Annotated in this window: 13 protein-coding genes; 8 read left to right on the top strand and 5 right to left on the bottom strand. The window is 64.8% G+C overall.

The features are described from left to right. Positions 1 to 10 precede the first annotated feature (10 nt). Positions 11 to 787: a transcriptional regulator GlcC gene (gene glcC / locus R6258_RS13010; protein WP_318450936.1), complete on the bottom strand. Its 777-nt coding sequence runs from the start codon at positions 785 to 787 to the stop codon at positions 11 to 13. A 255-nt stretch (positions 788 to 1,042) separates the two neighbouring features. On the opposite strand from glcC, the gene glcD reads away from it, so the two are divergent. The 7 genes from glcD (at position 1,043) to R6258_RS12975 (ending at position 7,390) form a co-directional block, all read left to right on the top strand. Further along, the gene (gene glcD, locus R6258_RS13005) at positions 1,043 to 2,542 is read left to right on the top strand and encodes a glycolate oxidase subunit GlcD (protein ID WP_318450934.1); all 1,500 of its coding nucleotides are present in this window, start codon (positions 1,043 to 1,045) and stop codon (positions 2,540 to 2,542) included. 9 nt (positions 2,543 to 2,551) lie between these two features. Beyond that, a complete protein-coding gene (gene glcE / locus R6258_RS13000; protein WP_318450932.1) occupies positions 2,552 to 3,736 on the top strand; it encodes a glycolate oxidase subunit GlcE in 1,185 nt (394 codons plus the stop codon). A gap of 1 nt (position 3,737) precedes the next feature. Beyond that, entirely contained in the window at positions 3,738 to 5,021 is a 1,284-nt protein-coding gene (gene glcF / locus R6258_RS12995) for a glycolate oxidase subunit GlcF (protein ID WP_318450930.1), read from the top strand. Between the two features lie 115 nt (positions 5,022 to 5,136). Then, positions 5,137 to 5,538 carry a heme-binding protein gene (locus R6258_RS12990; protein ID WP_318450928.1) on the top strand — a complete coding sequence of 134 codons (402 nt, stop codon included), beginning with the start codon at positions 5,137 to 5,139 and terminating at the stop codon, positions 5,536 to 5,538. Between the two features lie 99 nt (positions 5,539 to 5,637). Further along, on the top strand, positions 5,638 to 5,904 hold the full coding sequence (locus R6258_RS12985; RefSeq protein WP_318450926.1) for a DksA/TraR family C4-type zinc finger protein: 267 nt from the start codon (positions 5,638 to 5,640) through the stop codon (positions 5,902 to 5,904). 268 nt (positions 5,905 to 6,172) lie between these two features. Beyond that, positions 6,173 to 6,880, top strand: a complete 708-nt coding sequence (locus R6258_RS12980) for a dienelactone hydrolase family protein (RefSeq protein ID WP_318450924.1) — start codon at positions 6,173 to 6,175, stop codon at positions 6,878 to 6,880. 261 nt (positions 6,881 to 7,141) lie between these two features. Then, positions 7,142 to 7,390: a GlsB/YeaQ/YmgE family stress response membrane protein gene (locus tag R6258_RS12975; RefSeq protein ID WP_318451148.1), complete on the top strand. Its 249-nt coding sequence runs from the start codon at positions 7,142 to 7,144 to the stop codon at positions 7,388 to 7,390. A gap of 234 nt (positions 7,391 to 7,624) precedes the next feature. Here the strand turns inward: R6258_RS12975 and R6258_RS12970 are convergent, their stop codons facing one another. From R6258_RS12970 to R6258_RS12955, 4 genes are all read right to left on the bottom strand, one after another. Continuing rightward, positions 7,625 to 8,467 (bottom strand): carbohydrate ABC transporter permease, encoded by an 843-nt coding sequence (locus R6258_RS12970; RefSeq protein ID WP_318450920.1) that lies wholly within the window; start codon positions 8,465 to 8,467, stop codon positions 7,625 to 7,627. Next, positions 8,464 to 9,342, bottom strand: a complete 879-nt coding sequence (locus R6258_RS12965; protein WP_318450918.1) for a sugar ABC transporter permease — start codon at positions 9,340 to 9,342, stop codon at positions 8,464 to 8,466. The genes R6258_RS12970 and R6258_RS12965 overlap by 4 nt, the downstream gene beginning before the upstream one ends. Before the next feature lie 109 nt (positions 9,343 to 9,451). Further along, positions 9,452 to 10,687, bottom strand: coding sequence for an ABC transporter substrate-binding protein (locus R6258_RS12960; RefSeq protein ID WP_412176380.1), 1,236 nt, complete (start codon positions 10,685 to 10,687; stop codon positions 9,452 to 9,454). Between the two features lie 53 nt (positions 10,688 to 10,740). After that, complete coding sequence (locus R6258_RS12955) at positions 10,741 to 11,910, bottom strand: ABC transporter ATP-binding protein (RefSeq protein ID WP_318450914.1); 1,170 nt, start codon at positions 11,908 to 11,910, stop codon at positions 10,741 to 10,743. A 232-nt stretch (positions 11,911 to 12,142) separates the two neighbouring features. On the opposite strand from R6258_RS12955, the gene R6258_RS12950 reads away from it, so the two are divergent. Continuing rightward, on the top strand, positions 12,143 to 13,738 hold the full coding sequence (locus tag R6258_RS12950) for a bifunctional GNAT family N-acetyltransferase/carbon-nitrogen hydrolase family protein (protein WP_318450912.1): 1,596 nt from the start codon (positions 12,143 to 12,145) through the stop codon (positions 13,736 to 13,738). Positions 13,739 to 13,768 lie beyond the last annotated feature (30 nt).

Genomic DNA, 13,768 nt, shown 5'->3' with positions numbered 1-13,768 from the left:
GAAGGCACGCTCACTGCCATGCTTCCAGACGCATCGCCGCTCGCACTAGCCGCTCATTCTCGGCCTCGATCTCGCGCAGGCTGTCGCCGATACTCTCGAGATGTTCCAGGGCCGCTCGCTGGGCGCCCTCGGCGTCCTGGTCGATCACCGCGCGATACAGCCGCTCGTGCTGGCGGTTGATCCGCTCGCGCGATGCCGGGCGGTGATAGAGATTCTTGACCGAGGCGAATACCGAGCTCAGCAGCAGGTCGGTCAGGCTCTGCAAGGTGTAGACCAGCACCGGATTGTGCGAGGCCTCGCAGATCGCCAGATGGAAGCCGTGATCGTAGCGCGCCAGGCGTTCGACATCGATCTCGTCGGACTGGCTCACATAGTTCGCCATGGCCTCGTAGCGATGCCCGATGACCACGCGATCGGCAGGAGTGCCGCGCATCGCCGCCAGCCGTGCCGACTCGCCCTCGAGCAGGGCCCGCACCTCGAGCAGGTCGTAGAGCGTGCGCGGATGATCGCGGAACAGATGCATCAACGGACTGTCGTCGCGACGCGGAATCAGCCGTGCGACCACCGAGCCACGGCCCTGGCGGGTCTCGATGATGCCCTTGCCGCGCAACACTCGCAGCCCTTCGCGCAACGAGGCCCGCGATACCCCCAGCTTGTCGCACAGACGACGCTCCGAAGGCAGCAGCTGACCGGGGCGGATGACCCCGTCTAGCACCAGCTGCTCGAGTTTGGCGGCCACCGCATCCGGCATTCGGGTACCGCTCGGCATCGTGGAATGCGCAACCATGCTGGCTCTCCCCGGACGCTCGCATGGCGTCCTTCATGCGGTTTTATGTGGGCGAATCGGCCCAGCACATGGCTTCATTGAAGACCTGGAAAACCATTTCATAAATACGACCAATGGCTGGTCTGACCAGCGAACCAATGGCTGGACAGCGCCGTCCTGAAAGACCAAATTAAAAGGCCAGATCGAAGGACCAACCGGACCACTCGTGCGGCGGCGGCCCAACTCGGGACCGCGCCCGGACAACGGGAGCACGCCATGAACATTCTCTACGACGAGCGGCTCGACGGGGCCCTGGCCACGCTCGACAAGGCCAGCGTGCTCGCCGACCTGCAGCAAGCGCTCCCCGAGATGACCCTGCTGCATCGCGAGGAGGACCTGCGTCCGTTCGAGTGCGACGGCCTCTCGGTGTATCGCGTGCTGCCGATGCTGGTGGCCATGCCGCACACCCTCGAGCAAGTCGAGACATTGATGCGGCGCTGTCATGCGCTCGACGTGCCGGTGGTCACCCGGGGTGCCGGTACCGGCCTGTCGGGCGGCGCACTGCCGCTCGAAAAAGGCGTGCTGCTGGTAATGTCGCGCTTCGCGCGGATTCTCGGCGTCGACCCCCAGGCACGCACCGCCCGCGTCCAGCCCGGCGTGCGCAACCTGGCGATCTCCGAGGCCGCCGCGCCTCATGGGCTCTATTACGCACCCGATCCCTCGTCGCAGATCGCCTGCTCGATCGGCGGTAACGTCGCCGAGAATGCCGGCGGCGTACACTGCCTCAAGTACGGGCTGACCGTGCACAACGTGCTGCGCGTCGAGGTGATCACCATCGAGGGCGAGCGCATGACGCTGGGCTCGGATGCCTTCGACGCACCCGGCTTCGACCTGCTGGCGCTGTTCAACGGCTCCGAGGGCATGCTCGGGGTGATCACCGAGATCACCGTCAAGCTGTTGCCCAAGCCACAGAGCGCCAAGGTGCTGATGGCCAGCTTCGACGACGTCGGCAAGGCCGGCAAGGCGGTCGGCGACATCATCGCCGCGGGAATCGTCCCCGGTGGCCTGGAGATGATGGACAAGCTCGCCATCCGCGCCGCCGAGGACTTCGTCAAGGCCGGCTATCCGGTCGAGGCCGAGGCGATCCTGCTCTGCGAGCTCGACGGCGTCGAGGCCGACGTCGACGACGACTGTCAGGCGGTGCGCGGCGTGCTCGAGGCGGCCGGTGCGACGGCCATCGACCAGGCCCGCGACGACGCCGAGCGCGCACGCTTCTGGGCCGGCCGCAAGGCCGCCTTCCCGGCGGTCGGGCGCATGTCGCCGGACTACTACTGCATGGACGGCACCATCCCGCGCCGCGAGCTGCCGCGGGTGCTCAAGGGCATCGCCGAGCTTTCGGCACAGTATGGGCTGGCGGTGGCCAACGTCTTCCACGCCGGCGATGGCAACATGCACCCGCTGATCCTGTTCGATGCCAACAAACCCGGCGAGCTGGAGCTTGCCGAGACCGTCGGCGGCAAGATCCTCGAGCTGTGCGTCGAGGTCGGCGGCAGCATCACCGGCGAGCACGGCGTGGGTCGCGAGAAGATCAATCAGATGTGCAGCCAGTTCCGGGCCGACGAACTGAGCGTCTTCCACGCCGTCAAGGCCGCCTTCGACGAGTCGCGCCTGCTCAATCCCGGCAAGAACGTGCCGACACTGGCCCGCTGTGCCGAATTCGGCGCCATGCACGTGCACAACGGGGAATTGCCGCACCCCGATCTGCCGCGTTTCTGAGGAGCGACGATGAGCCACGATCCATACGATGCGAACCGACCCGATCCACGTCGTCGTGACCCGGATCGCCATGAGCAGGATCGCTACCCGACCCACGCCGAACCGGACCAGGCGGCGGGCCATGACGCCAGCGAGGCGCTCGCCGAGCGCATCCGCCGGGCGCATGCGAACAGAACGCCGCTGCGCATCGTCGGCGGGGACACCAAGGCTTTCTATGGTCGCCGGGTGGATATTTCAGGCGGCGGCGAAGCGCTTTCGACCACCGAGCATCACGGCATCGTCCACTACGATCCGGTCGAGCTGGTCGTCTCGGTGCGTGCCGGAACCCGCCTGGCCACACTCGAGGCGGCGCTCGACGCCGAGGGCCAGCAGTTGGCCTGCGAGCCGCCGCATTTCGGCGCGGCCGCCACGGTCGGCGGCATGGTCGCCGCGGGACTGTCGGGGCCGCGTCGCCCCTGGGCCGGTGCGGTGCGCGATTTCGTGCTCGGCATCCGCATGATCGGCCACGACGGCACGCAACTGCGTTTTGGCGGCGAGGTGATGAAGAACGTCGCCGGCTACGACCTGTCGCGGCTGATGGTCGGCGCCCAGGGCTGCCTGGGCGTGCTCACCGAAGTGTCGTTCAAGGTGTTGCCCAGGCCCGCCGCCACGCGCAGCCTGCGCCTGGCGATGCCCCTCGAGACCGCGCTCGAGCGCCTCGCCGAGTGGGGGCGCAAGCCGTGGCCGCTGAGTGCCGCGAGTTACCATGACGGCGCGCTCAACCTGCGCCTGGAGGGCGGCGCCGGTTCGGTCGCGCAGACCGCCGGGCAACTCGGCGGCGATGCTCTCGAGGATGACTACTGGACAGCGCTTCGCGAGCAGCGCCTGGCACTGTTCACCAGCGACGATCCGCGCCCCCTGTGGCGCCTGTCGTTACCCAACAATACGCCGCCGCTGGCCCTCGACGGCGACGTGCTCTACGACTGGGCCGGCGCCCAGCGCTGGCTGAAGAGCGACGCCCCCGTCGCGAGCATCCGCGGAGCCGCGGCCCGCGCCGGAGGCCACGCCAGCTGCTTCCGGGCGCAGCACGGCGCGAATCCCGACGAGCCTTTCACCGCGCTGACGCCGGTGCTGGCCAAGTATCACCAGCGCCTCAAGCAGCGGCTCGACCCGTACGGCATCTTCAATCCCGGCCGGCTCTACGAGGCCCTCTGACATGCAGACCCACTTCACCGACGCCGACCTACAAAAGCCGCATCTGCGCGAGGCCGATCGCGTGCTGCGCACCTGCGTACACTGCGGCTTCTGCAACGCCACCTGCCCCACCTACCAACTGCTCGGCGACGAGCGTGACGGTCCGCGCGGGCGTATCTATCTGATGAAGGAGTTGCTGGAAAGCCGCGACGATGACGACCAGGTGACCCGCGAGACCCAACTGCACCTGGATCGCTGCCTGACCTGCCGCAACTGCGAGACGACCTGCCCGTCGGGGGTCGAGTACCATAAACTGCTCGACATCGGGCGCGCCGAAATCGAGCGCCGGGTGGGCCGCACGCCCAAGGAGCGCGCGTTGCGCTTCGGTCTGCGCCAGGCACTGGTCGAGCCACAGCGCTTCAAGGCGCTGCTGGCACTCGGCCAGACCTTTCGTCCCTTGGTGCCCGGCACGCTGCGCGACAAGCTGCCGGCCAGGCCGACCGATCCCGGGATCAGGCCCGCGCCCGAGGTTCATCAGCGCCAGATGCTGATTCTCGAAGGCTGCGTCCAGCCCGGGCTGTCACCCAACACCAATGCCGCCACCGCGCGGGTTCTGGACCGCCTCGGCATCGGCCTGACCCCGGCGCCCCAGGCCGGCTGCTGCGGCGCCATCGACTATCATCTCAACGCCCAGCAGGCCGGACGGGCGCGCATGCGCGCCAACATCGACGCCTGGTGGCCGCACATCGACAAAGCCGGCGATGCGGGGATAGAGGCAATCGTCCAGACCGCCAGCGGCTGCGGCGCGTTCGTCAAGGAGTACGGCGAAATGCTCGCCGACGACCCCGACTATGCCGAAAAGGCCATGCGGGTCAGCGAACTGGCCAGGGATCTCGGCGAGATCCTGCGCGACGAGGATCTCGCGCCGCTGGCGATAAACGGCGAGCGGCGGCTGGCCTTTCACTGCCCCTGCACCCTGCAGCACGCCCAGCGGCTCAATGGCCTGGTGGAAGGCGTGCTCACCCGGCTCGGCTTTGCGCTGACCCCGGTGCGCGACGCCCACCTGTGCTGCGGCTCGGCGGGCACCTATTCGGTGACCCAGCCCGAACTCGCCACCCGATTGCGCGACGACAAGCTCGACGCGCTCGAAGCCGGCGAGCCGGAGCTGATCGTGACCGCCAACATTGGGTGTCAGACGCACCTTAATGGGGCTGGCCGTACCCCGGTCCGACACTGGATCGAGATCGTCGATGAGGCATTAAAACCAGCAACGAGCAACGGGCCGCGAGTAGCGAACAGCTCGTAGCCCTTTGCTCGTGGCTCGTAGCCCGTAGCCCGTAGCCCGTAGCCCGTAGCCCGTAGCCCGTAGCCCGTAGCCCGTAGCCCGTAGCCCGTAGCCAAATACTAACCAAGGAGATGTCATGCAAACCAAGGCCGTACTCACCCAGAGCGACGTCAACGCCATCCTCGATGCCGCGCAGCAGGAAGCCGAGGCCAACAGTTGGGCGGTGACCGTCGCCGTCGCCGATGACGGCGGCCACCTGCTCGGTCTGCGCCGGCTCGACGGCGCCGCGCCCTTCTCGGCCGGCGTCGCCGGCGAAAAGGCCCGCAACGCCGCCATCGGACGCAAGGAGACCCAGGTCTTCGAGGAGATGATCAATAACGGTCGCACCGCCTTCGTCACCGCGCCGCTGCAGGCGCTGCTTACCGGCGGCGTTCCGGTGATCGTCGACGGCCAGGTGATCGCCAGTGTCGGCGTTTCCGGCGTCAAGCCCGACCAGGACGCGCAGGTCGCCAAGGCCGGTGTCGCGGCCATCGGCTGAGTGCCGCGGCACGACGCGCTGGCGTCGGCCCCGACCGGATTCCTATACTGATTGAATCAGCCCGATCAATTGGTGGCTCACCGGAGCCGAGGAGACGACATGGCCGGCGGATGGTCGAGAGATGGCGCCGTGCAGGACCAGATCGACAGCACGGTCGAGGATGCCGTGCAGCGCTCGCGCAGCCAGTTGCCGCGCGGCGAGAGCCTGACCCACTGCGAGGAGTGCGACGCGCCGATTCCCCAGGCGCGCCGCGAAGCGGTGCCCGGGGTGCGCCTGTGCATCGCCTGCCAGGGCGAGCGCGACAAGCGCCAAGCGGCGTTCAGCGGCTACAATCGTCGCGGCAGCAAGGACAGCCAGTTGCGCTGAGCGAGTGGTACGTTTCTTCTGAATGCCTTCCACACGGCGCACTGACGCTGTGCGGAGTGATCATGGCCCAGACGCCAACCCAGACGCTGTTGCGCAACGCCGCCAGCAACGGCTGAACGAGCCATGCACTCCTCCCGGCATTGCACCCGCGGAACGGGCGATCGTCCGAACGTTTCGCAAGGCCTACGATTAGCCGGCAAACGTCAGCGTCGCTGCGACTTTGCCTGCCAGGCCGGCGTACCACGAACGACACCATCACGGAGGACCCATGTCGCAATCACCCGTTACCACCCAGTGGATCGATATCGCCAGCCACGACGGCCAGACCTTCAAGGGTTACCTGGCCCTGCCGCCGGCCGGCAAGGGTCCCGGTATCGTGTTGATCCAGGAGATTTTTGGCGTCAACCGGCATATCCGCAGCGTCGCCGAACAGTACGCGCTGGACGGCTACGTGGTGCTCGCCCCCGATGTTTTCTGGCGCCAGGAACCGGGCGTCGAGCTGACCTACGAAGGCGACGATATGGACAAGGCCCGCGAACTGGTGGGCGAGATCGACTTCACGGTCGCCGTCAAGGACCTGGCCAGCACCACCCAGACACTGCGCCAGCGCCCCGAGTGCGAGGGCGAGGTGGCGTCGTTGGGCTACTGCATGGGCGGCATTCTCGCCTACCTGGCCGGCATCGAATCCGGCGTCGACAAGGCGGTGTGCTTCTACCCCGGCGGCATCGCCAAGCATCTCGACAAGGCCGACGCGCTCAAGGTGCCGACGCAGTTCCACTTCGCCGGCAACGACGGCCATATCACCGACGACCACATCGGCCAGGTACGCGGCACCTTCGCCCGGCGCGACGACATCGAGATCCACGTCTACGACGACGCCGATCACGGCTTCAATTGCTGGGCACGCGGCGCCTACCATCGCCATGCCGCCGCGCTGTCCCACGGTCATGCGCTGACCTTCCTGGAAAACGCCTGAAGCCATCGCCTCGCCCCGGCATCACTACACGGGGCGAGGCAACTGTCAGAAATCGTGCGATGTCCTCTTGCTGATTCGTTGCCAACTAGCATCACTCGTCCTGGTCGATGCGGCCCTAGGGGTTGTTGGAAGCGCCGACGTCCCTTTCGCGGAGAGGGTGCAGTCAATTCGGCGCTTGTCGTTTCCGCCATCCACGACTAGCTTCCAGAGGGCATGTCAGGAAGGCATGCCCAGACCATGAATCAACTAGGGATAGAAGCGATGGGAATTATTGCGTGGATCATCTTCGGTCTGATCGCCGGTGCTATTGCCAAGCTGATCATGCCGGGTAAAGATCCGGGTGGCTTCATTGTCACTATCATCATCGGCGTCCTCGGCGCCGTCGTCGGCGGCTGGATAGGGACCGCACTGGGCTTCGGTGACGTCTCCGGCTTCAACATCGGTAGCTTCATAATCGCGGTGCTCGGTGCTATCGTGCTGCTGATCATCTATCGCGTCGTGCGTAAATGAGTTGTGCGTAAATAACCAGCGACTAGATAGCCGGTCCGGCGGCTCAGTCCGCCGGGCCGCCGCGCTGTCCCACGGCCATGCCCTGACCTTCCTGGAACCCCACTGAAGCCATCGCCTCGCCCCAGCCCACCATGGGGCGAGGCAGTCACGCTCGTGCCGTGGATTCCGCGACGGCTATCGTCTGTTCAGCGCCAACAAGCACGCTCAGACCTGCCCATTTCAGGCAGTACCGGTTCAACGAATCCCCGCCCTGAGAAACGACTGCACGAACTGACGCTGGAATAACAGGAAGGCCACCAGCAACGGGGCGATACTGAGCAGCGTGGCAGCGCTGACGGTGGCCCAGTTGACGCCGGTTTCCGGCGCGGAAAAGATGCCGAGCCCTACGGTCAGCGGACGACTTTCCACCGAGTTGGTGACCACCAGCGGCCACAGGAAATTGTTCCAATGGTGGCTGATCGACACCAGCCCATAGGCGAGATAAGTGGGCTTGGCCAGTGGCACATAGACCTTGAGCAACACCGCCATCCAACCGCAGCCCTCCACCCTGGCGGCGTCTTCCAGCTCCCGGGGAATCGTCTTGAAGGTCTGCCGCAGCAGGAATATCCCCAGAGCACTGGCTACATAGGGCAGCCCGATGCCGGTAATCGTGTCGACGAGTCCCAGCGAACTGGCGATGCGATAGTTCTCGACGATGAGTACTTCGGGGAAGACGAAGAGCTGGATCAGCACCAGCATGAACAACACGTTCTTGCCCGGGATCGGAAAGCGGGCAAAGGCGAAACCGGCCAGGGTGCACACCACGAACTGGGCGATGACGATACCCGTCACGAGCATGAACGTATTGAGGTAGTAACGCGCGAACGGCGCCTGGGCCCAAGCATCGGCGAAGTTATCCCAGGTCAGCGGCGACAGAAGATCGAAGCGCACCATGAACTCGGTGGGATGAAAGGCGGCCCACAACGCATAGAGCAAAGGGGATACCCATATGATTCCCAGCAGCCACGCCGCCACCGTTTCGAGCCCCGGCACATGGATGCGCTGTCGCTTGATTGGCGAGAGTGCCGGAGTACTCATTGGTAATGGATCCGACGATCGAGCACGACGAATTTGACCGTGGCCACCCCTGCCAGCACCACTAGAATCACCACGGTGATGGTCGCGGCGTAGGTACGGTCGAAGAAAGAGAAGGCGTTTTCGTAGACGTAATAGAGCAGCAAGTTGGTAGCGTTGTTGGGCCCGCCCTTGGTAAGAATGAATAGGTGATCGATTACACGCACGGCATTGATCAGCGCATTGATCAATACGAACAGCGTGGTCGGCATCAGCAGCGGGAACGTCACGCGACGAAAGAAACGCCAGCGGCTGGCGCCCTCCAGATCGGCAGCCTCCTTGAGCTCGGGCGGAATGCTTTGTAGGGCCGCCAGGTAGAAGATCATGAAGAAGCCGGCCTCTTTCCATACCGCCATGGCGATGACGGAATACAGGGCTACGCCGGGATCGCCCAGCCAGTTGACGCCGGGGATGCCGAACGTGCCGAGAATCGTATTGAACAGGCCGATTTGGGGGGCATAAAAGAACATCCAGATATTCGCGGCGGCGATCATCGGTAACACGGTGGGTGTGAAGTAGGCCATGCGCACGAAGCTACGCCCCGGCAGCCGACCGTTGACGAACAGCGCCATGCCCAGCGCCAGGGCCATCGAAGTGGGAACGGTGCCCAGCGCATAGATCAGGTTGTTGCGTGCCACTTTTCGGAACGTGGCATCCTCGAACAAGAGCGTGTAGTTCTCCAGGCCCACGAATTCGGTGGGGGCACCACCAAAACCGGGCAGGAACAGGCTGCTGATGACCGTCGAGACGGTCGGCAGGTAGGCGAACGTGGCCAGCAATACCGCCGCGGGAAGCAGCAGCAGTGCGCCATATATCTGCATCCGACGATTGTCGTTCATGATCGGCGTACCTCTTGCCGTAGCCAAGCCGGGGACAGATCAAAGAGCCTCCTCACCTGACCTGTACCCGGCGAGGCCATGTGCACCTGTCAGTCAGCCGGCCGCAGCTTCAGCGGGCGTAGCGGCGCAGCGCTGCATCCGCCTCCGCCTGGGCCTGCTTGAGCGCCTCCTCGGGGCTCATCTGGCCGGTGAGCGCGGCCTGCACGGCGTTATCCAGCGCCCGCCGTACGCGTCCACCCTGATAGGTCGCCAGTTCGGCCGTACTGTGCTCGAGCTGGTCGCGGGCCACCGCCGCCGCAGGGAACTCCTCGACATACTGCTGCAGCGCCTCGGTCTCGTATGCTGCGGGGCTCACACCCATGTAGCCGGTCTCCATCGACCATGCCGCCGCGCGCTCGGGAGCCGTCATCCAGCGAATGAAGGTCATCGCCGCGCGCTGCTCCTGCTTGCTGGTGTCCTTGAAGACGTAGAAGTTACCGCCTCCGGTCGGGCTCCCCCGCTGGGTCTTCATCGGCAGCATCGCCACGCCGAAGTCGAAACCGGCCTCATCCTTCACCGCGGTGAGGTTACCGGTGCTGTGCCAAATCATGGCGGTGGACTGCTCGATGAAATTCTGGCGCAGCGTGCCCCACTCGATGATGCCGTCGGGCATGGCGTCGTGCTCGTCGGCCAGCGATACCCAGTATTCCAGTGCTTCGATGGCGGCGGGGGCATCGAAATAGACTTCGGTGCCATCATCGCTCATGAGTTTGTGACCGTTCTGAAAAGCGAAGGCCTGGAACATCCAGTAGGGATAACCGGTCGAGGGAACCATCACGCCCCACTGGTCACCGCCGCTGGCCTCGCGAATCGCGGCGCCCATTTCGGCCATCTCTTCCCAGGTTTGCGGGGGCTGTTCGGGATCGAGTCCGGCGGCCTCGAACGCGTCCTTGTTCCAGTAAAGGACGATCGTCGAGCGTTGGAAGGGAATGCCGTAGGTCTTGCCGTCGACACGTCCGTTCTCCATCAGGCCCGGATAGAAGCTATCCAGCCATTCACGCTCGGCGTCACTCTCGACGATATCGTCGAAGGCCACGATCGCGTCCTGCTCGAGCAGTTCATAGATATCGATGGAGAACAAAACGGATAGCTGAGGGGTATCTCCCGCCTCGATGGCCGACATCGCCCGCACGCGGGTATCGTCGTAGTTGCCGGCGTAGATGGCTTCAACGTCGATATCGAGATGTTCTTTTTCGAAATCGGCCACCAGGCCGTCGATCACCTCGGTCAAGGCACCGCCGACGGCGACCGGGTAGTACATGGTCAGCGAGGTCGGCTCCTGCGCCTGGCTCGGACCGGCCGTCATCAAGCCACCAAGGGCCAGGCCGCCAAGCATGCTCAATTTGGAAGTACGCGCGTTCATCGGTTCACTCCCGGACGCTGGGTCCCAGTTTGAGGGGGCGGGGTTTGCGCCTCGCTTTCCCGGTAGACGCGACCCACGGTCGCGGAAACGTCATGCCCACGGAGGACGAGCCGTTGCCCGCCGTCCCCGTCGAAGAAGTGAGCCGCCTCGGCCGGCCACTGCAGGCGGCATTGGCCCGGCGGTTTCTCGGGGGCCGGGCCATCCAGCCGGGCGCGCAGCGCATGCTCGCCGACTTTGAGGCGTACGATGCTATCGGCCCCAAGGTACTCGGTATCCTGCCATTCGGCCGGCACCCCCGGAGCATCCCAAGCGGCAATATGGATATCTTCCGGGCGCACACCAAGTTGTCTTCCCACTGCCTCGTGGCTCGCCACGGCGCAGCGTGGTTCGCCTTCGATCACCGCGCCGTCCGAGGCCGCAGCCAGCGGCAGCAAGTTCATGGCCGGGCTACCGATGAAGCTCGCGGCAAAAGCAGTGGCCGGCCGTCGGTAGAGCTCGCTCGGCGTGCCGTCCTGAACGATGCGTCCACCCTGCATCAGGATCACCCGGTCGCCCATGCTCATGGCCTCGACCTGATCGTGGGTGACATAGATCACCGTCATGCCCAGCCGACGCTGCAGGGCCTTGATCTCACGTCGCATTTCGCCACGCAGACGCGCATCGAGGTTGGACAGCGGCTCATCCATCAGGCAGATCTGATGTTCGGAAATGATGGCTCGGGCCAATGCCACGCGCTGGCGCTGCCCGCCCGAGAGCTGCGCCGGCTTGCGGTCGAGGTAGGCTTCGAGGTCAACCAGCTTGGCGACGCTGGCGAGTCGCTCGCGGCGCTCGGGACCCGCCACCTTACGGCTGCGCAGGCCGAAGACGATGTTCTCGGCCACGTTGAGATGGGGAAACAGGGCATAATTCTGGAAGACCATGCTCAACCCGCGATCGCCGGGCGGCAGCGAGGTGACGTCCCTTTCACCGATATGGATGCGCCCGCCCGAGGCCTGCTCGAGGCCGGCGATCATGCGCAACGTGGTTGACTTTCCGCAGCCTGACGGGCCGAGCAATATGACGAACTCCCCCGGCGCGACATCGAAGCTGATGCCGTCGACGGCGGGGGTGTCTCCCCACTTTTTGCTGACGTGTTCCAGGCAAATGCGCTTGTTGTTATCGGACATGACGTTCCCGGGCAGGCGAAGGCGGCGTGGGCCGAACGTGAGCGTCGAAGGTTGTCATCCCTGTTTTCCAAGCGTAGCCGCTGTCGTCTCCTTTTCATCATGTTTATGGTCGGTCCGTTACCGCTGCGTGATCGTCGGGTGACAGGGTCGTGACAATCTTCTCCGAGAGGGGAAGGCCCGACGCCATGCTAGAATGGGACATTCATTTTTCGCTCAGAAACAACAGGCCCTAATGTCCCTCGACGATCTTCACCTTAACCTGCGCAACCTGGCCCCCGACGACTATCCCCAGTTGAAGACGCTGATGGATGCCGTCTATGACGATATCGGCGGGGCCTGGCCGAAACACACCATCGACAAGCTGATCGGCGAGTTTCCCGATGGTCAGATCCTCATCGAGGACGACGGCCGCATCGTCGGCGTGGCGCTGACCGCGCTGGTCGACTACGACGAATTCTCCAATCCGCACAAGTACGACGACCTGATCGGCCATCGCGAGGTGATTCTCAACGATCCCAACGGCGATGCGCTGTACGGCCTCGACGTGCTGATCGACCCGGCCTACCGCGGCCACCGCCTGGGCCGGCGCCTCTACGAGGCGCGCAAGGAGCTGTGTCGCTCGATCAACCTGCGCTCGATTCTCGCCGGGGGGCGGATCCCCAACTATCACCAGTACGCCGCCGAGATGTCGCCCACCGAGTACCTGGAGAAGGTCGCCCGCAAGGAGATCCACGACCCGATCCTGTCGTTCCAGTTGGCCAACGATTTCCAGGTCAAGCGGCTGTTGCGCAAGTACCTGCCCGAAGACGAGAAGTCCCAGGGCTACGCGACGTTGCTGGAGTGGAACAACATCCTCTTCGAGCCCGCCGAGCGGGTGCTCGAGACGCGCAAGACCCAGGTGCGCGTCGGCGCCGTGCAGTGGCAGATGCGCGAGTTCGCCTCGGTTGAATCGGTGCTCCAGCAGGTCGAGTACTTCGTCGACGCGGTGGCCGACTACCAGAGCGACTTCGCGGTACTGCCGGAACTGTTCAACACGCCGCTGATGGGGCTCACCGACCAGTCCAACCAGATCGAGGCGATCCGTTTCCTGGCCGGCTTCACCGAGCGCTTCAAGAGCGAGATCTCGCGCATGGCGGTGTCGTTCAACATCAATATCATCGCCGGCTCGATGGTCGAGATCGGCGACGACGGCAAGCTCTACAACGTCTCCTACCTGTGCCACCGCGACGGCGAGATCGATCGCCAGGCCAAGCTGCACATCACCCCGCAGGAGCGCCGCGACTGGGTGGTGGAAGGCGGCGACGAACTGCGCGTGTTCGATACCGACGCCGGCCGCGTGGGCATCCTGATCTGCTACGACGTGGAGTTCCCCGAACTGCCGCGGCTGCTCGCCGATCAGGACATGGACATCCTGTTCGTGCCGTTCTGGACCGACACCAAGAACAGCTACCTGCGGGTGCGTCACTGCTCCCAGGCGCGCGCCATCGAGAACGAATGCTACGTGGTGCTGTGCGGCAGCGTCGGCAACGTGCCATCGATCGAGAATCTCGACATCCAGTACGCCCAGTCGTCGGTGTTCTCGCCGTCGGACTTCGCCTTCCCCCACGATGCGGTGCTCTCCGAGACCACCCCCAACACCGAGATGGTGATGTTCTCGGATCTCGATCTGACCCGGCTCAAGGTGGTGCGCAGCGAAGGCTCGGTGACCAACCTCAAGGATCGCCGCCAGGACCTTTACGACCTGCGCCTGCGCGACTGGTCATGGAAGTCCGGTGGCCGGCAATCCGGTGGCCGGGATGCCGATGGCCGCCTCGACGAAAGCAGTTGACGATAGCTTGGCGCAAATAGCCAAGGAACG

Source organism: Halomonas sp. HP20-15 (assembly GCF_033446685.1).
In the GTDB taxonomy this organism is placed as follows: Bacteria; Pseudomonadota; Gammaproteobacteria; order Pseudomonadales; family Halomonadaceae; genus Modicisalibacter.
This window is presented reverse-complemented; position numbering and strand designations above follow the sequence as displayed.